The organism is Plesiocystis pacifica SIR-1 (genome assembly GCF_000170895.1).
GTDB lineage: Bacteria > Myxococcota_A > Polyangia > Nannocystales > Nannocystaceae > Plesiocystis > Plesiocystis pacifica.
In genome coordinates, this window is the sequence record NZ_ABCS01000020.1 from 1 (window position 1) to 23,158 (window position 23,158).

At 70.7% G+C, this 23,158-nt stretch carries 19 protein-coding genes; 6 read left to right on the plus strand and 13 right to left on the minus strand.

Translation table 11 applies throughout. The features are described 5' to 3' along the window. Both PPSIR1_RS12525 and PPSIR1_RS12530 read left to right on the plus strand, forming a co-directional pair. A partial coding sequence (locus tag PPSIR1_RS12525; RefSeq protein ID WP_006971436.1) for a zinc-binding dehydrogenase occupies positions 1-306 on the plus strand: 306 nt, incomplete at its 5' end. Then, positions 303-1,160, plus strand: coding sequence for an ATP-binding protein (locus PPSIR1_RS12530; protein WP_338047289.1), 858 nt, complete (start codon positions 303-305; stop codon positions 1,158-1,160). The genes PPSIR1_RS12525 and PPSIR1_RS12530, both read left to right, overlap by 4 nt. A 62-nt stretch (positions 1,161-1,222) precedes the next feature. Here the strand turns inward: PPSIR1_RS12530 and PPSIR1_RS12535 are convergent, their stop codons facing one another. Continuing rightward, entirely contained in the window at positions 1,223-1,639 is a 417-nt protein-coding gene (locus PPSIR1_RS12535) for a hypothetical protein (protein ID WP_006971438.1), read from the minus strand. Between the two features lie 439 nt (positions 1,640-2,078). Here PPSIR1_RS12535 and PPSIR1_RS42555 point away from each other — a divergent pair, with 439 nt between their 5' ends. Beyond that, positions 2,079-3,413, plus strand: a complete 1,335-nt coding sequence (locus tag PPSIR1_RS42555; protein ID WP_157595487.1) for a serine/threonine-protein kinase — start codon at positions 2,079-2,081, stop codon at positions 3,411-3,413. 96 nt (positions 3,414-3,509) lie between these two features. After that, positions 3,510-4,982: a class I SAM-dependent methyltransferase family protein gene (locus PPSIR1_RS42560; protein WP_157595488.1), complete on the plus strand. Its 1,473-nt coding sequence runs from the start codon at positions 3,510-3,512 to the stop codon at positions 4,980-4,982. A gap of 333 nt (positions 4,983-5,315) precedes the next feature. Here PPSIR1_RS42560 and PPSIR1_RS12550 read toward each other — a convergent pair whose 3' ends face one another. The 12 genes from PPSIR1_RS12550 to PPSIR1_RS12605 all read right to left on the minus strand — a co-directional run bounded on the left by PPSIR1_RS12550 (position 5,316) and on the right by PPSIR1_RS12605 (position 19,547). Then, complete coding sequence (locus PPSIR1_RS12550) at positions 5,316-5,636, minus strand: hypothetical protein (protein WP_006971441.1); 321 nt, start codon at positions 5,634-5,636, stop codon at positions 5,316-5,318. A gap of 107 nt (positions 5,637-5,743) precedes the next feature. After that, on the minus strand, positions 5,744-6,790 hold the full coding sequence (locus PPSIR1_RS12555; RefSeq protein ID WP_157595489.1) for a phosphoinositide-specific phospholipase C-related protein: 1,047 nt from the start codon (positions 6,788-6,790) through the stop codon (positions 5,744-5,746). 65 nt (positions 6,791-6,855) lie between these two features. Continuing rightward, positions 6,856-7,509: an SAM-dependent methyltransferase gene (locus tag PPSIR1_RS12560; RefSeq protein ID WP_045115897.1), complete on the minus strand. Its 654-nt coding sequence runs from the start codon at positions 7,507-7,509 to the stop codon at positions 6,856-6,858. An 83-nt stretch (positions 7,510-7,592) separates the two neighbouring features. Then, complete coding sequence (rplC, locus tag PPSIR1_RS12565; protein ID WP_006971444.1) at positions 7,593-8,264, minus strand: 50S ribosomal protein L3; 672 nt, start codon at positions 8,262-8,264, stop codon at positions 7,593-7,595. 153 nt (positions 8,265-8,417) lie between these two features. Then, positions 8,418-9,260, minus strand: a complete 843-nt coding sequence (locus PPSIR1_RS12570) for a TatD family hydrolase (protein ID WP_006971445.1) — start codon at positions 9,258-9,260, stop codon at positions 8,418-8,420. Between the two features lie 23 nt (positions 9,261-9,283). Next, positions 9,284-10,387, minus strand: a complete 1,104-nt coding sequence (locus PPSIR1_RS12575; protein WP_006971446.1) for a glycoside hydrolase family 6 protein — start codon at positions 10,385-10,387, stop codon at positions 9,284-9,286. After that, the gene (locus PPSIR1_RS12580) at positions 10,384-12,228 is read right to left on the minus strand and encodes a pectin acetylesterase-family hydrolase (RefSeq protein WP_006971447.1); all 1,845 of its coding nucleotides are present in this window, start codon (positions 12,226-12,228) and stop codon (positions 10,384-10,386) included. Before PPSIR1_RS12580 ends, PPSIR1_RS12575 begins: the two co-directional genes overlap by 4 nt. Before the next feature lie 346 nt (positions 12,229-12,574). Next, complete coding sequence (locus PPSIR1_RS12585) at positions 12,575-14,728, minus strand: GIY-YIG nuclease family protein (RefSeq protein ID WP_006971448.1); 2,154 nt, start codon at positions 14,726-14,728, stop codon at positions 12,575-12,577. A 26-nt stretch (positions 14,729-14,754) separates the two neighbouring features. Then, the gene (locus PPSIR1_RS12590) at positions 14,755-15,405 is read right to left on the minus strand and encodes a hypothetical protein (protein ID WP_006971449.1); all 651 of its coding nucleotides are present in this window, start codon (positions 15,403-15,405) and stop codon (positions 14,755-14,757) included. A gap of 1,034 nt (positions 15,406-16,439) precedes the next feature. Continuing rightward, complete coding sequence (locus tag PPSIR1_RS12595) at positions 16,440-17,747, minus strand: alpha/beta hydrolase family protein (RefSeq protein ID WP_045115898.1); 1,308 nt, start codon at positions 17,745-17,747, stop codon at positions 16,440-16,442. A gap of 117 nt (positions 17,748-17,864) precedes the next feature. Next, positions 17,865-18,152: a hypothetical protein gene (locus tag PPSIR1_RS12600; RefSeq protein WP_006971452.1), complete on the minus strand. Its 288-nt coding sequence runs from the start codon at positions 18,150-18,152 to the stop codon at positions 17,865-17,867. Between the two features lie 159 nt (positions 18,153-18,311). Continuing rightward, positions 18,312-19,547, minus strand: a complete 1,236-nt coding sequence (locus PPSIR1_RS12605) for a leucine-rich repeat domain-containing protein (protein ID WP_045115899.1) — start codon at positions 19,545-19,547, stop codon at positions 18,312-18,314. 146 nt (positions 19,548-19,693) lie between these two features. On the opposite strand from PPSIR1_RS12605, the gene PPSIR1_RS12610 reads away from it, so the two are divergent. Then, positions 19,694-20,881 (plus strand): MFS transporter, encoded by a 1,188-nt coding sequence (locus PPSIR1_RS12610; RefSeq protein ID WP_006971454.1) that lies wholly within the window; start codon positions 19,694-19,696, stop codon positions 20,879-20,881. A gap of 91 nt (positions 20,882-20,972) precedes the next feature. Beyond that, the gene (locus PPSIR1_RS12615; RefSeq protein ID WP_006971455.1) at positions 20,973-23,129 is read left to right on the plus strand and encodes a vWA domain-containing protein; all 2,157 of its coding nucleotides are present in this window, start codon (positions 20,973-20,975) and stop codon (positions 23,127-23,129) included. Positions 23,130-23,158: the final 29 nt, after the last annotated feature.

Consider the following 23,158-nt stretch of genomic DNA (forward strand, 5'->3'; position numbering starts at 1 on the left):
GGGACCGCGAGCGCGGGCAAGCACGAGCGCCTGCGCGAGCGCGGGGTCAGCCACTGCATCGACTACCGCAACCAGGACTTCGAGGCCGAGGTCATGGGAATCACCGAGGGCCGCGGGGTCGACATCGTCCTCGACGCCGTGGGCGGGGCCTCGTTCAAAAAGAGCTACCGCGGCGTCCGCCACAACGGCCGGCTGTTCATGTTCGGAGCCTCGAGCTTGGTCCCGGGCAAGCGCCGCCGGCTGCTGCCCGCGCTCAAGGCCCTGGCGCAGAGAGCCTCAGCAGCGCGAATCTCGGCGGGGCGCTGAACCTCGTCGTCGAGGCCATCGACGGAGCCCTCGATTTGCACCTGAGCGGGCGCTGCTCTCGGCTCTACGTCAGCCTCACCCACGACCACTTCTGCGTCGTCGACGATGGACCGGGGCTCGAGCCCAGCGAGGTCCTGGACCAGCTCGAGACGCACCACAAAAAGCGCACGCGGCAGGGCGACCGCGCCCACGCCCACGTGATCGGCACCGGCATGGGCCTGGCGATGATCAACGCCCTGGCGCGGCGCCTCGAGTTCGAGCTGCGGCGCGCGGGCGAGGTCCGGCGCTGGGTCTTCGAGGGGACGGTGCTGGTCTCGGAGAACGAGCTGGTGGGGGCCTGCGACGACTCGGGCACGACGCTGCGGGTGTGGCCGGACGCTTCCTTGATGCGCGAGCCCTTGCCCTCCCGGGCCGAGCTCTCGGCGGTGCTGGAGAAGGTCCACTGGCTGTGTCCTGCGCTGCGCGTCGAGCTGGACGGGCGGCGCTTTAGCGGCGAGGCGGGGCTGGCCGCGTGGATCCGTCGCCAGCCCGAGTGGGACGGCTCCCCGGTCGAGACCCTCGAGCTCGTCGACGGAGCCCGGGGCGCGCGGGTCGGCCTGGCCTGGGCCTGGCTCGACGAGCCCTGCGTGGCGCGTCAGGCCGCGTTCGTGAATTTGCGGGAGACCCCGCGGGGCAGCCACATGGACGCGCTGCTCGAGGGCCTGGCGGCCCGCTACGGGGTGTCACCGGCGATGGCTCGGCGTCGGGTGCTCGCGCTGGTCAGCGTCGTGCTCGAGGAGCCTCGCTACGACTCGCCGACCCGGGAGGTGCTCGCTCAGCCCGAGCTCGGCGCGTGGATCGAGGCGAGCCTCTAGCAGTCGCCCACCCCGGCGTGGCCAGGGTGGGCGACTGCTAGCAGCCTGCCAGGCTCAGAGGCTCAGAACTTGCGGAAGTCGACGTAGGTCGCTTCGTGTTCCAGGGGGAAGCGGTAGTTCGACGGGATGGGCGGCTCGGGGACGCCCCACTTCTCAAACAGCTCGAGCGCGCGGTCGATGCCCGCGGGGATCGACTCTTGGAACTCGATGGGGAATTTTTCCTTGCCGACCATCCACACCACGGCCGTCATGGCGCCGCGGATGAGCCGGTTCATCCCGACCGGCATGATGACGTAGTCGTCGAGCTCGGCGATGCGCGGATCGTTGGAGTTGATGTCCGCGAGGTGCTTGCGGGCCGTCGCCTTGAGGGTCTTGAGCTCGGTGATGTCGTGGATCCACACCTGCTTGTGACCGCCGCTGCCGTCGAGGGCGTAGGTGTCGCGAATGGCGTAGACGGCGTCGAGCAGGCCGTCCTCCACGTCGCCAAACCACCGATGTATGATCAGTGGGTGGTAGCGGTAATCAGCCAGTAGCTTTCCGTCGAGGTGTTTCGCGCGGAGGAGTGGCGGCCGAGAGGTCATTGGGGGGGGCTTGCTCGGGATCACCCGAGGTGACGAGTCATCGAACTGGGCTAGTTCACAGCATGCTGGCGCCCGTGTCCAGCACGATGATGGCGCGCGTGGGGGCCCGCAGTGCGGAGTTCGCTCGAGCCTCGCTGCGCGGTTCTTGCGCGCGGAGGCCACTCCCGCGTCACAGGCCGCGAGTTGGTAGATTGCGGCCGTGACCAGGGACAGCATGTCAGAATCGGGGAGCGAAGCCGCGAGCCTCGAGGCGCCGTCTGTCGACGCGGGTGACCTGCGGGCACTCGACTCGGAGTCTGGGGACGTCGCCTTTGGTGGTTACCGATTGCGGCGTTGCTTGAGCCAGGGAATCTTGGGCTCGGTCTACCTCGGCCACGACCCCGAGCGAGGTCGCGACGTGGCCATCGAGCTGGTCCACGCGTGGCCGGCGGGGGAGTCCACGTCCGAAGAGCCGCCGATCCTGCGTCAGGTCCGGGCCACGGCGAAGCTCTCGCACCCGAACATCGCCCAGATCCACGAGGCTGGCGTGTTCACGACGGGGGGCGGGGACGGCGAGGCCCGACGGGGCGTCTTCGTGGTGATGGAGTACGTCGAAGGCCAGAGCCTCGTGGAGTGGCTCGCCGACGGCGCGCGGCAGTGGCCCGAGATCCTCGCCGTGTTCCTGGCCGCGGGTCAGGGGCTCGTGGCCGGGCACTCCCAGGGCATCATCCACCGCAACTTCAGCCCGGCCAACGTGATCGTCGACTTCGACGGCTCGGTCCGGGTGGTGAACTTTGGCCTGACCTGGGCCATCGAACAGACCCTGCAGGGGAGCGCGCCCGAGGGCGTCGTCGAGGGCGACGCGGCGCGCTCGGCCCTCGCCCAGGCGGGCCTGTTTCGCTTCGGCGAGAGGCTGCTCGTCGGCTGCCCGGCGTACATGGCCCCCGAGCAGCTCGAGGGTCGCTCGGTCAACCCGCGCACGGACCAGTACGCCCTGGCCACGGCGATCTTCGAGGCCGTCTACGGCCACCACCCCACCCCGGGCGCGAGCTTGTCGAAATTCGCGTCGAACTCGCTCGCGGGCGTGAGCCGGGAGCCCGACGGGGGGGAGGTGCCGCACTGGCTCGGCAAGGCGCTGATGCGTGCGCGCTCGCGCGATCCCAACAGCCGCTACCTGTCGATGAACGCCTTCGTGCAGACCTTGATCCGCCGGCTCAACGAGGCCGCGCGTCAACGCAGCGCGCGCCTGGCCGAGTCCGCGATCGCCAAGCAGGCCGAGGCCGAGATCGACTACCGGAGCCACATTCAATGGCTCGAGCCGGGGATCATCCTCTACGAGGAGCCCAAGCGACCCACGCTGCTCTCGACCCACGTGATGCGCGAGGAGCTGACGCGCCTGACCAAGGGGCTGCGCGGCTACGCCATGTTCGTCGACATCTCGAAGTCGGTGATGCCTGGGCCCGAGGTCCGCGCCAAGATCCGCGACATGTTTCGAGATGACAATCTGCTGTTCATGGTGCTGCACCACCACGACGACGACCCGATGCGGACATTCGCGGCGCTGCTGATTCTCGACACCATCCCTGAAGACATCTACACGATCATGCATTCGCGCACGGACGCAATCGACCGACTGCGTGCGGTTCTCGCCGACGCGGGCCTCGGGGGGGACGCCCTCGGTGGGGCCCGATAGGAACCCTCGTGGAAGCGGGACTTCGTGGTGAACGCCATGCGTGATACTTCTTCCTCCGTGGCCTTGCCCCTCCAATCGCGGGCTGAGCAAGACGCCGTGGGACCGGGTTCGGAGCAGGCCTTGCCGGCGGCTGACCTGCAGTGGTTGTTCGAGAACGGCGAGGAGATCCAGCTCATCACTGGAGCGCTGATCTTCGAGCAGGACGAGGTCGTGGTCGACCTCGTGCTCGTCTTGCACGGCCTCTTGGTGGCCATGACCCCGGGGGTTCGGCAGGTGACGTACCGCTCGGGCGCGTGGGTCGGGGCGGCGCCCTTCATCGACGGCGCGCCCATGCCCTCGACGGTCCGCGCCGGCGAGAACTCGCTCATCCTGCGCATCTCTCGAGAGCGGGTTCAGGCTCGGATGGCGACCGAGCCGGCGTTCGCGGCCCGCATCTTGCGGGGCCTGGCGAGCTCCCTGGTGACCTCGCTGCGCGAGCACGTCCGCGACGAGCAGCGCATGGTCGTGCCCCTGGGCGGCGACGGCACCGAGGCTGAGGTCGATCGGCTGTGCGCGGAGTTCAAAGAGCAGCTGCAAGCGGCCGACAAGTCGGCCATGCGTCGCGGCGCGGAGCTCGAGGCGCTGGGCCAGGAGCTGTCCCGAGGCTTCGCGGGCTTCGCGATTCGGCTCAACGAGCTGCTCGGCGACGACTCGGGCCTCGACAAGGTCGAGCGCGATCGCCTCGGCGCTCGGGTCCAGCGCGAGGTCTTGCCCTACCTGCTGCTGACCAAGACGGCGGAGCGCCTCTACGCCAAGCCCCGGGGCTACGCGGGGGACGCCGAGTCCATCGCGTGGATCTACAACAACGTCCCCGGGGGGACGAGCCGCCTGGGCCCGCTCCTCGACCGCGCCTTCCTCAACCAGCCCGCGGCCGCGGCCGTCCGCAACCGGCGGGTGCTGCTGCGCAACCAGATCTTCCAACGCCTCGAGCGCCTCGCGGCCGGGGGCAGCGAGCCCAGGCCCTTTCGGATCACCATCATGGCCTGCGGCCCGGCGCGCGAGCTGTTCGACGTGTTCGACGCGCTCGAGGAGCTCGCCGCGCAGGGACAGGCGCTGCCCCAGATCGAGGCGCGGCTCATCGACATCGACGAAGAGGCGATCGCCAAGGTCCGCGCGGAGGTCGAGGGGCGGGGGCTACGGGATGCGATCCAGCTGCACCACAACAACCTCGTGTACCTCGCCCTGGGACGCCAGAAGCTCGAGATCCCCGCCCAGGACCTCGTCTACAGCATCGGCCTCATCGACTACTTCAGCGATCGCATGGTCGTGAAGCTGATCAACTACGCCCACGGCCTGCTGCGCCCGTCCGGCGAGCTGATCCTCGGCAACTTCCACCCGCTCAACTCGGACAAGGCCCTGATGGACTACGTCCTGGACTGGCGGCTCATCCACCGCGACGAGGCCGACATGGATCGCCTGTACACCGAGTCGGTGTTTGGGCGCCGCTGCAGCGAGGTCGTGTTCGAGGACGCGGGCATCAACCTGTTCGCGATCTGCCCCAAGAGCAACGCGGTCGCGCTGCCCTCCTGAGTTCAGCTCAGGGACTGTGAAGTTTTCACAGTCCCTGTCCATTTTAGCCGTCGTGGACGACGCCACGCCCTCCCTGCCCCACGTCCACGACTCAGGGACTGTGAAATTTTCACAGTCCCTGTCTGTTTTAGCCGTCGTGGACGACGCCACGCCCTCCCTGCCCCACGTCCACGACTCAGATCTGAGACTGTCAACGAATCCACGCCCCCGCTTGCGGGGGCGACCACCTGCCTTCTCAAAGGTACAAACGCCATTGCCCACCAAGCCAAAGCGGAGGAGCGGATAGCGACGGAGCGCCCCCCGTCCGAGCTCCCTGTGGGGGCAGAACAGAACTCAGCCGCCGGTGCACATCGGCGTGTCGAAGAAGTCGAGGCAGGAGCCTTTGGCGATGTCGAGGCAGTCCTGCATGTCCGCGCGCGCTCGCGGGTCGAAGGCCGCGCTCTCGTCCCGGACGCACTCGTCGACGGGGTAGGGGTCGAGGCCCTCCTCGGCGAGGCAGCGGTTGGCCCAGGTGCACAGCTCGGTGACCAGCTGCTGGTCGTTGGCGGACGGGCCCGCCTCGGCAGGGAGGGGCGACCACCAACGAACAAAATCGGTCGAACATCGCCGGGAGGGTACTCGCGACGACGAGGCTCGTCCCCTTTGGGTCCGCACTTTCAATCACAGCTGCTTACGGCGCGGCGGCCAGAGCAGTGTGTCGAGTCGGGGAGCGCCTGAGCGTAGTCGAATCGTAAGCCCGAGCGGGCTGAGCCGGCCGCGAGTCAGGGCCCGTCGCCGAGGTTGAGGGCGTCGACGACGTCCATCAGGTTGCCGCGCTCGTAGTAGTCCACGGCCAGGAAGTTGGGCGGGTGATCCCACAGGGCCCAGCACTCGAGGGCGCGGCTGAGCAGCGGCTCGTAGGCGTTGACCTCCTCCGCGTTCTCGGCCGAGGGCAGGCCGAAGGTGTTGTTGACCCAGTGGTTGACGAGGAAGAGATCGTTGTCGGGGTCGCCGCGGTTGAGCTCGCAGGACAGGTCCGCGGCGTCCGTCGGGCCGTAGGGGGTGTCCCACGCGAGCGCCCACAGGTGGTGGTGCCAGTCCGGAGGTGGGCCGCCCTGCTCGGCGGTGACCAGCAGGCGCGCATTGGCCTCGATGAGCTCGCCGAGGGTCGGCCAGGGCTCGCCCTCGGGGTGGCTGTAGACCAGGTCGATGGCCCCGGTCGCCTCGTAGTCGACGCTCAGCTGCTCGGGGCTGACCGCGTCCTGGTAGAGGATGGCCACGACCTCGCGGGGGTTGGCCTCGAGGAAGTCGACCATCTGCCCCAGGACCAGGGCGTGGGACACCTCGCCGAGACCGCAGGGCCCGTGGCAGAGCACCACGCTGTCGTCTTCGAAGTAGGTGTCGAGCAGGAAGGCCCGCACGCCGTCCTCGAGCTGGTTGGGCACGGGGAAGCCCTGGTTGGCGTTGAAGGCCGAGAAGCCCTCGCTGGTGACGGCGTGGGAGTTGTGCGTCGCGGCGAACACCACCTCGTCGAGGGGGCGATCGCACAGCTGCGGGTGCCCGTTGCACGGCAGCGCTTCGCCGGTGTCGGTCTCCTCGGTCGACTCGGTCTCGCCGGTCGAGTCCGTCTCGGTCTCGTCGGTCGAGCCGGTGTCGGTGCCAGTCTCGGTCTCGTCGGTCGAGCCGGTGTCGGTGCCAGTCTCGGTCTCGTCGGTCGAGCCGGTGTCGACCTCATCAGCCCCGTCGCCGCTGTCGTCGGAGCCACACGCGAGCGCGAGGCTCAGGCTGGAGAGCAGCACACCACGGGCCAAGGGGGATGGACGGCGCATCCGTCGAGTTTAGCGGGCGCCGTGACCGGGTCGTGACAAAAGCCTGGAGGTCGACGCAGGGCCGCCTAGCTGTCCGCGATCGGGTTTGCGTCCCTGGCGACGTTGGCCTTGAGCCCGCGCCCGATGATGTACTGCTCGCGGCTTTGCTTGCGCGTGTGCGCCGAGCGGTAGGGCTTGGCCTGCTGGTAGCGGCGCTCGACCTCGCGGATCAGCTCGTGGAAGCGCGCGCCCTGGAAGACCTTGGCGCAGAAGTGGCCGCCGATGCGCGAGCAGCCCGTGGCGATGTCGAGGGCGCGGAGGAACAGGTCTTCGCTCACGGGGATGTCGAAGTCCTTGTTGCCCGTGGTGTTCGGGGCCATGTCGCTGAGCACGACGTCGAAGCGACCGAAGCGCTCGACCATCTTGTCGAGCTTGAGCTTGTTGACGTCGCCGACGAAGGTCTTGACGTTGCTCGGCAGGGCGAGCTCGACGGCCTTGAGGTCGACGCCGACCAAGGTCGCGTCGGTGCCGGCTCGCTTGACCGCGTACTGCAGCCACGAGCCGGGCCAGCAGCCCAGATCGAGGACGCGCGCGCCCGGCTTGATCAGCCGAAAGCGCTTGTCGATCTCCTCGAGCTTGTAGATGGCTCGGCCGGCGAAGTTCTCCCGCTTGGCCCGGAGGTAGTTCGGGTCGTGGCGGTTCTTCTTGTCCCCCAAACCTGATCGACCGGAGCGTGCCATGCCCTCGATGATAGGCCTGCGGGCTCCAAACGCGAAAAAGCCCGCGCGAGGGCGCGGGCTTTCTCGACCAGAGCCGCTCGGCGCTAGTTCTTGCCGTGCTTGGTGCGGATGGCGGCCTTGATGGCGTGGCGGATCTGCACGTAGCCGTTCTTGCCGCCCGGGATCGCGCCCTTGACGAGGATCAGGCCCTTGTCGGCGATGACCTTGGCGACCTCGAGGTTCTGGACGGTGACGGTCTCGTTGCCCATCTGGCCGGCCATGCGCTTGCCGGGGATGACGCGACCGGGGGTCAGGCGACAACCGATGGAGCCGCCGTGGCGGTAGACCTCGTGCTGACCGTGGGTGCGCTTCTCACCGCGCATGCCGTGGCGCTTCATGACGCCCTGGAAGCCCTTGCCCTTGCTGGTGCCGGTGACGTCGACGAGCTGGCCATCGGAGAAGATGGAGACGTCGACCTCGGAGCCGACGGCGTGCTGGGCGACGACGTCGGCCGCGACGCGGAACTCCTTGATCTTGCGCTTGGGCGAGACCTCGGCCTTCTTGAACTGGCCGAGCTTGGGCTTGCTCAGGCGGCTGGCCTTTTGGTCGTCGAAGGCGAGCTGGAGGGCGGTGTAGCCGTCGCGCTCGACGGTGCGGTGCGCGGTGACGACGTTGCCCTTGGCGAGCAGGACGGTGACGGGCACGCGGGTGCCGTCTTCCTTGTAGAACTCGGTCATCCCGATTTTCTTGGTAAGCAGTCCCATCTGGCGGTTCATGGGTGCCTCCTTTTCTTCTTGGGCACGTGCAGGCTTGGCGACATTGCCAGGGGCCGCAGCGGTGCCGGGGGACGGGATGATGGGCAAGGCGGGGGGCCGGGTCAAGGCCTCGGCGGGCCCCGGGCGTGATGCCGCTCATCCCTCGTCGGGTGTTCAGACCGACGCGCGCGTCGCCTGGGGCTCGGGGAGCCCGAAGAGCGCGCGGGTGTTGGCGGCGGTGGTGCGCGCGAGCTCGCGGGGATCTTCGCCGCGGAGCTCGGCGAGAGCCGCGCAGGTGAAGGCGACGTTGGCCGGCTCGTTGCGGCGACCGCGGAGGGGCTCGGGGGCGAGGTAGGGCGCGTCGGTCTCGAGCAGGATGCGCTCGCGCGGGACCCGGAGCACGGCCTCGCGCAGCTCGACGGCTTTTTTGAAGGTGGCGATGCCGGAGAAGGCGATGTGCCAGCCGCGCTCGAGCCAGCGCTCGGCCTCGGCGGCGTTGCCCGTGAAGCAGTGCACGACGCCGGGGTTGGCCCGGGCGGGGTGCTCGTCGAGCACGGACCACGCGTCGGCGTGGGCGTCGCGGATGTGCAGCACCAGGGGCTTGTCGATGGCCTTGGCTAGCTCGATCTGCCGGCCGAAGGCGCGCAGCTGATCCTCGCGGGGGGAGAAGTCGTAGTGGTAGTCGAGGCCGGTCTCGCCGATGGCGACGACCTTGGCCGAGCTCGTAGCCAGGCGCTCGATGGTCGCGAACAGCTCGTCGTCGAGGTGGCGCGCCTCGTGGGGGTGGATGCCCACGCTGGCGAACACCCGCGCGTGGGTGGTGGCCAGCTCGACGGCGGGGCCCATGGTGTCGGGGCTGCAGCCGATGTGGACCATCTGCTCGACCCCGGCGGCCTCGGCCCGGGCGAAGGTCGCCTCGAGGTCGTCGGCCATGGGCGCGTAGTCCAGGTGACAGTGGCTGTCGATCAGCCCCGGGATGTGGGGGGGCTGAGGCTTGGGTTTGCGCTTTTTGCCCATGGCGCCGCGGAAGCTAGCACGCCTCAGCGGTGCGGGCCCGGGCTCGGGGCGACGAAGGGATCGGGGCCCTCGGGGATGAGCGCGGGGGCGGAGTCGAGGGGCACGGGCAGCCCGGCGGCGCGGTAGGTCCACTCGGCGTTGCGCGCGAGCTCGATGGCCATCTCGGGCCACCAGCCCCCCGCCGCGGGTCCGTCGTTGCACTCGCCGTCGGACTCCCCGGGCACCTTGATCCACAGGTAGGCGTCGACGCGGGGATCGGCCGTGGGGCTCAGGGGCGGCTCGCCCACGGCGCGGCCGTGGGGGTTGCACCACTGCGAGCCCTCCGTGGGTCCGTTGCCGTTGCGGCTGGTGTCGATGACGAAGGGCTTGCCCCCGAGGAGCTCCGAGATGGCGAGGCCGTAGGCGACGGACTCCTCGGTGCCGACGTAGTTGGACACGTTGAGGGCGAAGCCCCGGGCCTTGGCCACGCCGGCTCGCTGCAGGCGCTCGGCCATGATCTCGGGGGGGTGCCAGCGCGCGTTGCCGGCGTCGATGTAGACCGCGGTCTGGCCGCCCTCGGACAGGGTCTCGACGGCCTCGGCGATGAGCCCCAGGCGCTCGCGCTGGCCCGCGGCGTCGAGGCAGTCGGCGAGGTTGCCGAGGGCGTCGGGCTCGAGGATGACGGCCGCGACGGACTTGCCGATGCCCCGCTGGGCCGCGCCGATCCACTCGCGGTAGGCGTCGGCGTCCTCGACCCCGCCCGCCGAGTAGAGCCCGCAGTCGCGGTTGGGGATGTTGTAGAGGACCATGAGCGCGAGGGCGCCCTGGGCCCGGGCGTTGTCGGTCTCGGTGCGGATCTCGGTCTCGACGTTGGCCGTCCAGTCGCCGAACCACAGCGAGACCGGCTGGGCCGCGAGCTGGTCCATGAGCTGGGCGTCCTCGGGCCGGGAGTTGCGCCACGTGTCGGCCTGGTTGCCCGCCCGCGACCACGCGTTGAGGTAGAGCGGGCGGCCGACGAAGGGGTTGGTGCCGGGCTCGACGGGCGGGACCGGGGTGAGCAGCTGGCAGCTGCTCGACGCGGCGGCGAGCAGCAGGGCCGCCGCGCCAGCCAGGAAGCTCGGACGGTTCGTCGCGGCGTCGATGCTCAAGGCGCGACCTCGCAGGGGTAGGGCTCGACGCCGGGGATGGCGTCGACGAAGTCGGCCTCCTCGACGCGGCTGACCACGGTGTCGGGCTCCTCGACGGCGCGGACGAAGAAGTCGCGCAGGGTCTCGCCGTCGACCTCGCCGGTCCACAGCTCGGGGACCACGGAGATCACGTGGACGCTCTCGTCGGACACGCTGGTGAAGTAATAGTTGATGCCCGGCAGGTCCTTGGTGTCGCAGTAGGTCTGGCGCATGGTGTTGATCCAGTCGGCCTCGTCCTCGAAGAAGGCGTCGCCTTGCTGGATGTTGTCCTTGGGGTTGCTGAGGATCAGCATCTGCTGCTCGGGGACCTGCTCGAGCCGGGGCGAGAGGGCCTCGGACAGCACCGGGCCGATGGCGCAGTCGCCCGTGAAGCAGTAGGAGGGCAGGTTCTTGACGGTGTCCCAGACCGGGAGCTTGGCGACGCCGAGGGCCCCGACGCCGACGGGGGTGCCGTTGTCGAGGGCCAGGCCCGCGTCGGGGAAGGCGATGGTCCGCGGCCACTGCAGCTCGTCGAGGAGCCAGTGGTAGTTGTAGATGGTGCCGTAGGCCCCGGCGGAGAAGCCCCCGAACAGGGCGACGAGCGCGTCGGGGCGAAAGCCCGGATCGCCGGCCGCGTCGAGCTCGCGCCACAGGTAGTCGCGGATCATCCGCAGAGACGCGCGCAGGTTGACGCCGCCGGCCCGGGGCAGCTGCAGCTCGCCGAAGTCCTCGACCACGCCGCCGCCCGCGAACACGTCCTGGTTGCAGTAGGGCAGGTAGACGATGGTCCACTCGGCGAAGGGGTTGACCTCGGGGTCGAGGCTGCCGATGCCGTCGCCGAGGGGGAAGTCGTCGAGGGCGTTGAACAGGCCCGGGCTGCTCTCGAGGCGGGCGGCGCAGTCGTCGGCGAACAGGCACACGCCGCCGCCCTGGAGGGCGATCAGCACGCGGTCGAGGGGCTGGCCCTCGGGGGCGAGGTGGATCTGGAAGGCGTAGTTGGTGCCGTCGCCACAGATCGCGCCGGACGAGGGGTCGAGCTCGACCTGGGTCCACTCGCCGCGGGTGGCCTCGAACAGCACGTTGTCCGGGCCGCAGTCGAGCCCGAGCTTGGCGGTGTCGGGGTGACCGGCGGCGGTCAGGCAGTCGACCTGGTGCGCGACCCGGGTCGCGTACTCGGCGGGCTCGAGGGCGGCGATGTCGGCCAGGTCGTCGCAGGCCTGCTCGATGTCGGCCGTGGCCGCGGCGAGGTAGTCCGCGCGCAAGGTGTCGAGGACCTCGGCGGTGCAGGTGTCGTCCTCGATGCAGGCCGCGGCGGCGAACAGGGACTCGTCGACCAGGTCCATGGTCGCGAGGTGGGCGGCGGCGAGGCACTGCTGGTCGACCCCGCCGGCGTTGGGCCACACGGCGCCCTGGGGCCCGCCGTAGGTGCGCCAGGCCATGGACGAGGCCTCGGACTCGCAGGCGTTGCGCAGGCGCCCGACGACCGCGTCGGTGCTCAGGCCGAGGAACTCGCCGTCGGTGCAGGCCGCGGTCACGCTGAGCTCGAGCTCGTCGAGGGCGGCGGCCGTCGCCGCGTCGTCGTCGGGGCAGGGGGCGTCGGTGGTCGCGTAGCAGTCGGCGACGGCCTCGGAGTAGGCGGCCACGCAGGTGCGCAGGGCGTCGAAGGACTCCTCGTCGCAGGCCCCGACGGAGCCGGTGTCCGTCGACTCCTCGGTGTCCGCGGTCTCGTCGGTGTCGCCAGCGGTGTCCGTGCTCTCGCTCGACTCGCCGACCTCGTCGTCACCCTCAGCCGCGTCGTCGGTGCACCCCGCCGCGCCGAGCATCAGGAGCGGAACCAGGGGCGTAGCCGCGAGATTGCGCGTGCGGAGCGGGGAAACCAGAGAAGCCAGGCGAACCATCACGACGGCAACGGTAAGCCAAGGCGAAGCGCGCCGCAGCTGTACTCCGAGGGCTGGTCAAAACGAGTCTTGCCGGCACCAGTGTCCATCTTGGCCGTCGTGAGATCGTGAGGGCCCACCACGCCTTCAGCCCCGCCAGATGACGCCCCCGCGAGCGGGGGCGACCACACACCCTCTCCAAGGTACGAACTTCATTGCCCACCAAGCCAAAGCGGAGGAGCGGAGCGACGAAGCGCCCCGGTCCCAGGCGACTGTGGGGGCAAAGCAGCGCTCAGTCGCAGGTCCACCGGAACACCCGGGTGTGGCCGCCCTCGAGGTTGCGTTCCTGGAGGATGACGCCCTCGGGGCTGGCGTGCAGCAGGCCCTCGCCGAGGGGCTCGGGGGACTCGACGTGCTGCCAGCTGCCCGAGTGGAAGTAGTGGAGGCTCGCGCCCTCGCCGATGGCGCCGAGCGGAGGCTCGCTCTCGGGGTCTTCGGGATCCTCGGGCTCGAGGGGCGGGGCCGGGGCGAGGGCCCACAGCCCGCCGAGCCCGTCGGCCGCCATCGCGGACGCGTAGGCCGGGGCGTCGGGCCAGCGCGAGGCGACGTAGCGCCACTGCTCGCCGTCCCAGACCATGAAGGTGCGCAGCTCGGGGGTGCCCGGGAAGTCCTGGGCGTACTGGTAGGCGCGCAGGAACAGCTGGCCGTCGACGAGGGCGAGCTGGCCCTGTTTGTGGTGGACGTCGGTGAGCTCCGTGGGCGGGAGCAGGACCCACTCGTTGTCGCCGTGGACGTGGACGTCGCCGAAGGCGTCGAGCAGGTAGCGGCGCTCGTCGTCGCCGGTCACGGCGATGAAGTCGGGGAGCTTCAGGGGCGGGGTGGTGCTGACCTGCCACGCGTCGCCCTCGCGCGACCACGCGGCGAGGTACTGGCCGTAGCCGGGCTCGGTGCGCCCGTAGAGCCACAGCTGGTCCCCGCGGCCCCACAGCAGCTCGAACTCGTGGGAGGAGGGGAAGTCGGCGCTCAGGTCGAGGGGCTCGCCGGCGCGCAGGTGCCACAGCCGCGAGAAGCTGCCGACCAGCGGGTCGCTGGTGCGCTCGAGCAGCCAGGCCTCGCCGGCCTGCGTCGAGACCAGGGACTGGGGGCTGTGGTAGTCGAAGGCGTGGTGGACCGCCCACGCGCCCGGGTCGTCGGGGGCCTCGGGCTGCGCGGAGCTGGACCACTCGTGGACGGTGGTGTCGCCAAAGCCAAACACGGACTCGAGGTCCTGGCCCACCATGACGTCGAGGTCGAACCACGCGTCGTGGTGGATGACCTCGAGCTGGGGCGTGGGCTCGTCGGTGAACTCGTAGAGGGTGTGGCCCTCGCGGTTGTCGTAGAGCAGCAGCCGGCCGTCGCGGGCGAGCAGGTCGACCTCCGAGCCGGGGTACCAAGAGCGGTCCGCGAAGGGCAGCTTGAGCACGGCCTCGGGCTCGGGGCTGTGGCCGTCCCAGCGGTACAGGCTGCCCAGGTCCGGGACCACGAAGTAGAGCTGGCCCTGGTGTAGGGCGCCCCGGACCCGGCAGTCTCCGATGTTGACGGGGAGCGCGGCCTCGACCCACTCCGAGGGCTCCGAGGCCGAGGGGGGGCGGGCGAGGCGGAGCTCCCCGAGGAGGCCGCAGGTGTTCCAGCCGGCGACCCACAGCCCCGAGGCGTCGGCGTGGAGGCTGGGGACCTCCTGGCCCGGGCCGTCGAGGTGGTCGAAGAACTGCCAGTCGTCCTCGCCCTCTTGGCGGTAGATGTCGATGCCCTCGTCCCAGTTCCAGCGGCTGACCCAGCGCTCGTCGACGCCGTAGGCGACCCACTCCATGTCGTTGGAGCCGAGGGGGGGGAGCGGCTCCCACTGATCGCCGGCTCGGCGCCACAGCAGGTAGTCGCAGTTGAACTGGCACTCGTCCATGAACAGCCACACGACGCCCTCGGCGTCCTGGCCCACCTCGACCCGCGTGACGTGCTCGGGGAGGGGAGAGGGCTCGAAGCCGTGCCCGTCGAAGTGGACGAGGTCGAAGCCGTCGCTGAGCCACAGGTCGTCGGGGGCCCCGCCGATGGTCTCGGGGACGAAGCTGCGCAGGTCGAACTCGGCCGTCGGCGTCCACGGACCCTCAACGCCGCTGGTCTCGGCCATGATGGCGCGGGAGCTGACGGTGAACAGCTCGCCGTCGTGCTCGCCGATGGCCCGCGGGAGCGCCGGGGTGCTCAGGGTCGCGGACCAGCACGGGTTGTCGGGGACGGGGGCGGGCCCGCTGCCGCTCTCGTCTTCGCCCTCGCCCTCCTCGGGCTCCGTCGTGTCGGCGCCGTCGCTCTCGCTGGTCTCGGCGTGGGCGTCGCTCGACTCGTCCGAAGAGCCCCCGCCGCAGGCCGTCGCCAGCATCAGCGCCAGGGCCGGAGCGAGGCGACGGAACTCCACGAGAGACGGTCTAGCACGGTCGCCGGTCACAGGCCGAGCTCCCGGTGGAAGACCAGCTCGGGAAACTCCAGGATGAGATCGAGTCGCGCGTCCTCGTCGGCGAAGGTTTGCGCGCGCAGCTCGGCGAAGCGGCGGCTGGCGGGGCTCCCCACCGGCGGGAGGGCGCCGAGGGCCGCGGCGTGGTCGAGGCGCACGACGATGTCGGTGGCGCTCGGCATCGAGCGGGTGCGCCACAGCAGGCGCCGGGCTTGCCAGCGATCTTCGAAGGTCTCGATGGCGGCGTAGTCGTGGCCGTGGATGGGGTGGAGGTAGCGGCGGCAGGTCGCGGCGAGGGCCTCGGCGGGCCAGGCGTGGGGCGCCAGCGCGTGGTGGATGGCCTGGGCGGCGACGTCGGCCGACTCGGCGAGGGGGTCGTCGGCGTGCTGGAGGGCCGAAGCGGTCGCCTGCTCGAGGGCGTCCGAGAGCGCGTCGGCGTCCCCGGGCGCGCCCTTGGCCTGGGCGCGCAGGTGGTCGTGGAGGGCCCGCAGCGCCCGCATCGGCCGGAGGTCTCGGCTCTCGGGGCGGAAGGCCTCGCGGATGACTCTACGGGCGCAGTCGCAGACCCACTGTGCCACCGCCGAGCTCGACTGGCGCCGGCACAGCTGGGTGAGGGTCAGGACTTCGCCGACGGCGCTCATGGTCCATGACCATGAGCGGCGCGTGTCCTGCCGCCACTGGGTCCGGTCGGGTAGAGTCGCCGTCGATGGGCGTCCTGTTCGAGCGTATGGGCCGAGTCGTCGTCGCGCGGGGTTTCTGCTGGGTTCTCCCGTGCGTGTCGATCGGCGCCGTCTTGGTGGCGTGTCGTCCCGCGCCGTCGGATGCTCCGATCGAGGCCTGCCCGGCCGAGGCCTCCCAGGCGGTGCCCGAAGCGTCTTCCGAAGCATCTTCCCAAGCGGACGCTTGCCCCGAAGCGCGCAGTCGATGGCTCGCCTCGTCCCCGCGGGTTCCGCTCGCGGTGGCAGGACCCGAGGGCGTCACCTCGGCGGGCGCGGACTGCTGCGCGCCGTGGCGGGATCCGGAGACGACGTGGCGGGCCGTCGACGCCTGGGGCCAGCCGAGCGGCGAGGCCACGGTGACGGGCTCGGACTACTACGACGCCTCCGAGTGCTGGGAGCTCACCCTCGGCCCCGCTTCGTCGCAAGCCCCCGCGCTCTACGTCGCCGGCGAGTGGCAGCCCGGCGCTTCCGCGCAGTGGGTCCCGAGCGCGTCGGAGCGCGCCGCCTTCGATGCCTTCCTGGAGACCCTGCGCGCGATGACGGCGTCGCCCGAGTACCACCGCAGCGCGTACACCAAGCGCCGAACCCCCGAGCCCGCCTTCTTCCAGCTGCCCCCCTCCGACGACTCTCACAACGCGCACCCGACCCAGTTCGCGGCGGTGGGCGGCTCGACCTTCGTCATCGCCTACGTCGCCAGCAACGGGCAGTGGACCCTGGGCACGCTGCTCAACGACACGGCCATCCCGGTCGGCCCCGTCGACACCTACGACCTCGTCGCGGTGGTCGACATGGACGAAGACGGCTTCCCCCGAGCTCGTCGTGCGCTCCGACGAGGGGCCGGCGTGGAACGACCTCGTGCTGACCCTCGAGAACCCCTACCAGCGCTACTGGTGGCGCGAGGCCGCGATGGGCGTGCTCGGCGGGACGATCTAGCTAGGACGCCCGCCGCTTGGGCTTCACAGCTCCTGGAGGAACTCCGCGACGTCCGGGTAGCTCGCCTCGAACTCGGCGAAGGCGTCGTCGTCCTGACACTTGAGCACCTCCTCGAGCACGGCGGTGCTGCTGTGGTTGATGATCGCCGTGGCGATCTCGGGGGCCACGAAGGCGTCGCTGCAGTCGAACAGGAAGCCGGCGAGGGAGGCCCCGCACACGTCGGCCTCGACGGCGACCTCGAGGATGTCCTGGCCCTCGTCGTTCTCGATCTCGCAGATGTCCGAGAAGGCCAGGTGTCCGGCGTTCTCGATGCCGACCAGGCGCTTGGGCGCGGCCGTGCCCGCGTAGCCGCTCTGGGTGCTCGAGTAGGGCACGACGCCGTCGGCGTTGCCGCCCAGGAAGAGCGAGGACTCGATGGCGGGGTTGGCCACGACGGGCTGGCCCGAGGCCATGGGGATGGACACGCGCATGCCGGGCTTGTCGGCCTGGTTGGCGGCGGCGCTGCCCCCCGCGCTGTGGCCACTGACGGCCATGCGCTCCATGTCGATGAGGCCGTCGAGGAAGGCCCAGTCCCCGCTCGGCGCGGCGAGGGCCGCGAGCACGGCGTCCGTGTCGCCGGACAGATCTTGCTGGCTCCCGGGCAGGCCGCACAGCGGGCCGAGGATGTCGCCGAGCATGAGGCCCGGGTGGTCGGAGCTGACGACGACGAAGCCGCGGCTGGCCCAGTGGGTGACCTGGCTCAGGGACTGGCTGCGCCACGAGGCCGTGCCGTGGACGAACACGACGACGGGGTAGGGCCCGTGGGCGGCGTCGATGGGCAGGTCGTCGTAGCAGTCGCAGACCTGCGGCGGCGCCTTCTCGTCGGGGATCTTGGCGGCCTCGGACTCGGGCAAGAAGGCGCGCAGATCGTAGCCCTTGAGGTCTGCGCCCGCCTCCGAGCCCCACTGCGCCGGGTACCAGATCTCGGTGGTCAGCCCGTCGATGACCACCGTCTTCGCGCCCACGGCCCACGGCCCGCGCTCGGCCGGGTCCTCGGGGACGGCGTAGAACTCCGCGTCCTCGCACCCGGGCTCCGTGGCGGGCTCGGGCTCGCCGGTGTCGGTGGTGGTCTCGGCGTCGTCGCTGGTCTCGGCGTCGTCGCTGGTGGTCTCGTCGTCGTCGCCGGTGGTCTCGGTGGTGTCGTCGGTGCCGTCGTCGCTCGACTCCCCCGCGCTCTCGCCGACCTCGTCGTCCGCCCCCTCACCGCCGTCGTCGCTGCACGCGAGCGCCACGGTGGACAGGGCGAGCAACACGGAGCCAGACAGGGGAGATACGCGACGCAGCCAGGACATGGCAGCGATCTAACACGGCACCTCATCCCAAAATTCGCCGTAAAAAAGCCGAAGAGCGACGCCGCCGGGGTGAAGCCGGCTCGCGTCGCTCTTCGAGCGTTGGGGACGAGAGGAGGATTACTCCTTCTTCCCGTCGCAGGCCGCGAGGTCCTCGAGGGACTCGGCCTTCATGGCGCACTTGGCCTCTTCGTTGAACTTGATCATGCCCTGCATCTCCTTTTGACGCTCGGCCGACTTGACGCACTCGGCCTTGTCCATGGCCTTGGCGGCTTCCTCACCGAGGTCCTTCTTGGTCAGCTCGATCATGTGGTCGCAGAGCTTGTCGGGGGAGGGGCCGCAGCCGGTGGTCAGGGAGACGAGGGAGATGAGGCAGGTCGCGGCGAACAGCTTGGTGGCGGTCTTCATATCGGATTCTTTCGGTTGCGTGATTGCAGTGAGGGGAGGCCCGACCATAGCCGGCAGGGAGGGCGCCGGCAAACGCTCGATTGCCCTGGGCGCGCCTGAGCGCACGCTCATGACCGATCCGCCATTGGCGAATGGTGCGGGCCGTGGGCGATGGGTCGATCAGCCGTCGCCGCGAATCAGCGAATTGGCCAACTCGCGCCAGCTCGGTGTGACCACCGGGGGACGGCCGATCACCTGGACGCCGCGCTCGAGCAGGGGGTCGATGTTGGTGATCGCCGAGCCGCTGATGATCACGCGCTCGAGGGCGGGCATGGCCATGAGATCATCGATGGACGCCACCGGCGTCGCCTCGATGTCGAGCATCTTGAGCCGAGGCAGCACCCGCAAGGGCCGAAGGTCGCGGACCCGGGTGTAGGCCAGGCGCAGGCTCTCGAGGGCGGCGTGGCCCGTCAGCGGGCTCAGATCGGCGAGCGCTCGAGCGCCGCGCAGGTCGAGCTCGCGCAGGGCGGTGAGGCTCATGAGCGGGCGAAGATCGAACACGTCGGTGCTCGCGAGGACCAGGCGCTCGAGGCTGCGGAGCTCGGCGAGGGGGGCGAGCTCGGTCCAGCCGGCGTGGCCCAGGTCGAGCTCGAGGAGCTGCTCGCGGCCGGCGAGGGGGGCGAGGGCGTGCTCGTCTCCGCGCGCGCCTCGACCCGACGCGCGCCCGAGGGCCAGGCGGGGCGAGGCGTGGAAGGAGAGATCGAGGCGGCGCAGGGCGGCGAAGGCACCGTGATCGGCGAAGGGCTCGAGGTCGGCGCGCAGGCTGGGGAGCACGAGGGTGTCGAGCTGGTCGAGCTGGCCGAGGCTGGCCAGATCGACGGGGGCGGCGCGGGCGAGCTCGAGGCGGCGCAGCCCGTCGAGCTTGGCGAGGGGAGCGACGCGCTCGAAGGCCGGGTCGGGGAGGCTCAGGCTGTGGAGATCGGCGAGCCCGCGCTCGCGCAGCAAGGCGGCGATCTTGGTGCAGCCCGTCGCCCGCTCGGCCGTGAGCGTGCGCAGCAGCGCCCCGGTGCGGGACTCGATGGCCAGCAATTGTTCGAGGGTCTTGGGGTGGTGGCGACGCAGCTGGGGATCCATGGCGAAGCCGCGGACCAGGCCCGGGTCGAGGTCGCCGGACTGCGCCAGGGGCCCGAGCCAGCTCGCGTACTCGGCCCGGGTCAGCTCCTCGATGCGGTGGCGCAGGACCTTGCGCTCGAAGTCCCGCGCCGAGGCGAGCGCGCGCTGCTCGAGGGCGATGAGCTCTCCCCGATGATCGCCCGCGGCGGACAGCAGATCGCCGAACACCGTCCACGCCTGCTCGTCCCCGGGGTCGCGGCGCAGCGCCCCCTCGAGCTCGGCGCGGGCCGTGGACGCTGCCATGCTCGTTTGCATAGCAGGCGGGGCGTCGGGCCACAATTGCCAGCTCGCGCGCCGCTTCGAGTGCCCCCGCTCGAGTGTGAGTTGAAGAGGGATCTCGCCGCGCCGAGAGCCTCGCCTTTGCCCCGCCATCTGTCAGGCTCACGGCCATGGACCGCAACCCCGCGCGGCTGTGCGTGCTCCGGGGAGCCCAGATGGCGCTCTTCCCCATGGCGGTGCTGTCGGTCTTTCTCCAGCGCCAGGTCGGCTTCACCGTCACCGACATCATGCTGCTCCAGGCGGTGTTCGGCATGGCCATGGTGATCTTCGAGTTCCCCTCGGGCTACCTCGCCGATCGCATCGGCTACCGGCGCACCCTGGTCCTGGCCTTCGCGCTGTGGACCGTGGCCTGGCCGATCTACGGCTACTCGACGACCTGGTGGGGGGTCGCGGGGGCGGAGCTGCTGCTCGGCGTGGGCATGGCGCTGCTCTCGGGCTGCGACAGCGCGCTGATGTACGAGTCGCTGCTGGCGACGGGGCGCGAGCACGAGTTCGCGCGCTGGTCCGGGCGCCACACCTTCTGGGGGCAGCTCGCCGAGGGCGGCGGGGCCCTGGCCGCGGGCTTGCTGTTCGCGTGGGGGGTGCAGGGGCCCTTCCTGGCCCAGGGCGCGGCCTCGGCCGTGGGCCTGCTCGTGGCCCTGAGCCTGGTCGAGCCGCCCCGGGAGCGCCCGGACTTCACCGACAGCTTGGGCCAGGTGCGCGCCATGATCCGCCACGTCGCCCGGGAGAACACCGAGCTGCGCGCGCTGATCGTCGCCGTCGTGGTGCTCGGCCTGGCCTCGTTCATCCCGGTGTGGACCGTGCAGCTCTACGCCGTCGACGCGGGCCTGCCCGAGCCGTGGCTGGGCCCGATGTGGGCCGTCGCCAACTTCACCGTGGCCCTCGCCGCCCTCGCCTCGCACCGCCTGGTGGGTCGCTGGCCCCTGGCCGCGACGGCGGGCCTGTGCGCCGCGCTGATCGTGCTGGGTTATCTGGGCCTGGGCCTGAGCCACGTGTGGTGGGGCTTCGTGGCTTACTACGCCCTGATGGTCATGCGCGGCCTGCAAGGGCCGGTGTTCCGCCACCGCGAGCAGCAGCTCGTGCCCAGCAGCGATCGCGCCGGCTTCGTGTCGCTGCGCAGCATGGTGTTCCGCTCGGGCTTTTTGGTCGCGGGGCCGCTGGTGGGCTGGTCCGTCGACCACCGCGGCCAGCACTGGACCATGCTGGTGCTCGCGGGGGTGTTCTTCGTGGCGTCTTGCCTGGTCGCGCTGGGGCTGCGCCGGGTCGCCCGCTCGGGCTCGGACTCGGGCGCGGGCTGAGAAAAATCGCCACCTGCTCCGCCCCCTCGGTGACACTGGGGGAGACGGGGGACCCATGCACCGAGACACTGGACGTCGCAGGAGAGGGTGGATGATCGGGCAGCTCGGCCTGCTGACGGGCGTGGGCCTGGCCTTCGCCGTGGGCGGGCCGGGGGAGCCGGCCCAGGCGGAGGGCCAAAACTGCGGGGAGGAGAGCCCGTGCGCCGTCAAGAAGCCGGCGGTGCTGCTGATGGTCGACTACTCGACCTCGATGAGCGCGATCTGGGACGTCGAGAATCAGCTCACGCGCTGGGAGGTCACCGTGGCCGCGCTCCAGGCCGCGACGCAGCCGGGCAGCTTCCTGGGCGACAACACCCAGCTGGCGCTGATGCGCTTTGGCCACGACCCCGAGCCCGGCGTCCCCGGGACGACCATCGACCTGGATCCCTCGGGCCTCGTCGACGGCCACAAGCTCGAGGTGGCCTGGCTCGACGCCAACGACGACACCTGGCTCGACTGCAGCGCCGAGGCCGTGGTCGAGAGCCTCGCGGCGACGCCGGCCCCGCCCGAGTTTGGCATCGGGACGTGGACCAAGGGCGCCCTCGATCGGGCGCAGGCCGAGGTCGCCGCGACCCGTGCGCTCGTGCCCGATTTGCCCGGGGAGCAGGTCCGCTCCTACGTCGCGGTGGTGCTCACCGACGGGCTGTGGACGGGCGCCGACGGGACCACCGCCCTCGCGCCGGCGGACCAGGACCCGGCGATCACGGCGACGGCGCTGCTCGACGAGGCCGACGTGCCGACCTACGTGATCACCATCGACGGGGACGCCCAGGTCGAGGAGGCCGCCGACGCCCTCGCCTTCGCGGGCGGGACCGGGGCGGCCTTTCACGGCGGGACGCCCGGGCTGCTCGACGGCGCCATCTACGGTCTGAACCAGGAGCTCCTCCACGACCACGCGCTCCCGGGCTGCTCGCGGCAGCACCCCCGGGTCATGGTGCTCCTCGACGCCTCCTCGTCCACGCTCAACGACTTCGGCGGGACCGTGCCCGGGACCATGGGGGAGACCGCCTGGGATGAGATCCGAGCGGGGCTGACCGCACCCGACTCGCTGTTCGACGTCGACGAGGGGCTCGCGCCCCAGGACATGTTGCACGTCGGCCTGACGATCTTTGGCCACGACGACGCGCCGGAGGAGCAGCGGGTCCTCGCCAGCTACGGCCCGTGCATGCGGGACAACCTCGCGTGGGCGCTGGACCCCGAAGTCAGCTGCGTCGAGCCGGGCTGCGACGACCCCTGGGGCGGCCCGACCATCGCGTGGACCTACCAAGACGGCAGCGCGGGGCCGCCCGGCTTCGACCTGCAGACGAACAGCCACATGCCGCGCTGCGAGGGTCCGGCGGACTTTTGCTGGGGCTCGGGGACCTTCACGCACCGGGGCCTGGAGACCGTCCGCCTGCATCAGATCGACTACGCGGCCGCGTCGCAGACCGACGACGCGCTCTACCCCACCGCCCCCGACACGCCCTACATCAACATCCTGATCACCGACGGGATGTACAGCGGCTACTCGAGCGACGCCCAGGTCCAGAGCGAGCTCGAGGCCATGTTCAACGCGGGCATCACCACCTACGTGATCGGCTACGGGGACCTGTTCGGCTTCCCCGACGCCGTCGCGCAGGTCGAGCAGATGGCCGACTGGGGCTCCGGCGGGGCCAACGACGCCTACCTGGCCCAAAACCAGGTCGAGCTCGAGGACGCCCTCTACGAGACCCTCGGGCCCCTCGAGTTCGACCCTTGCTGCGCGCTCTTGGACTGCTCCGAGAACCCCGAGCCGACCACCGAAGAGCCCGACCCGGGGCCGAGCTTCGACGACGACGACGGCGACGGCTCCGAGTTCCAGGACAGCCTCGACGACCTGGACGCGGACTTGGACGCGGAGTGGGAGACGGAGGCGGAGACCGAGAACGAGACGGAGACCGAGACCACCGACGGGCCGGGGGAGGAGAGCCCCGAGGACGACTCCGAGTCGACGGAGGACGAGGGCTCCGAGTCGTCGGGCTCTGGCGGCGCCGAGGATGAAATCGGCGATGACACCGAGGGCGGCGGCGAAGAAAGCGGTGGCTCGGAGGGGGCGGACGCGGACCCCGAGGCGGGCTGCGACTGCGAGGTCGACGGGGCGAGTGGGCCCCGGGGCTGGGCGGGGGTGGCCGGGTTGATCCTGCTGGTTGGACTCGGCGGTCGACGGCGACGACTTTCTTCCACCCGTTGAAGGCGTCTGCGCGCACTTCAAAGGTGAGT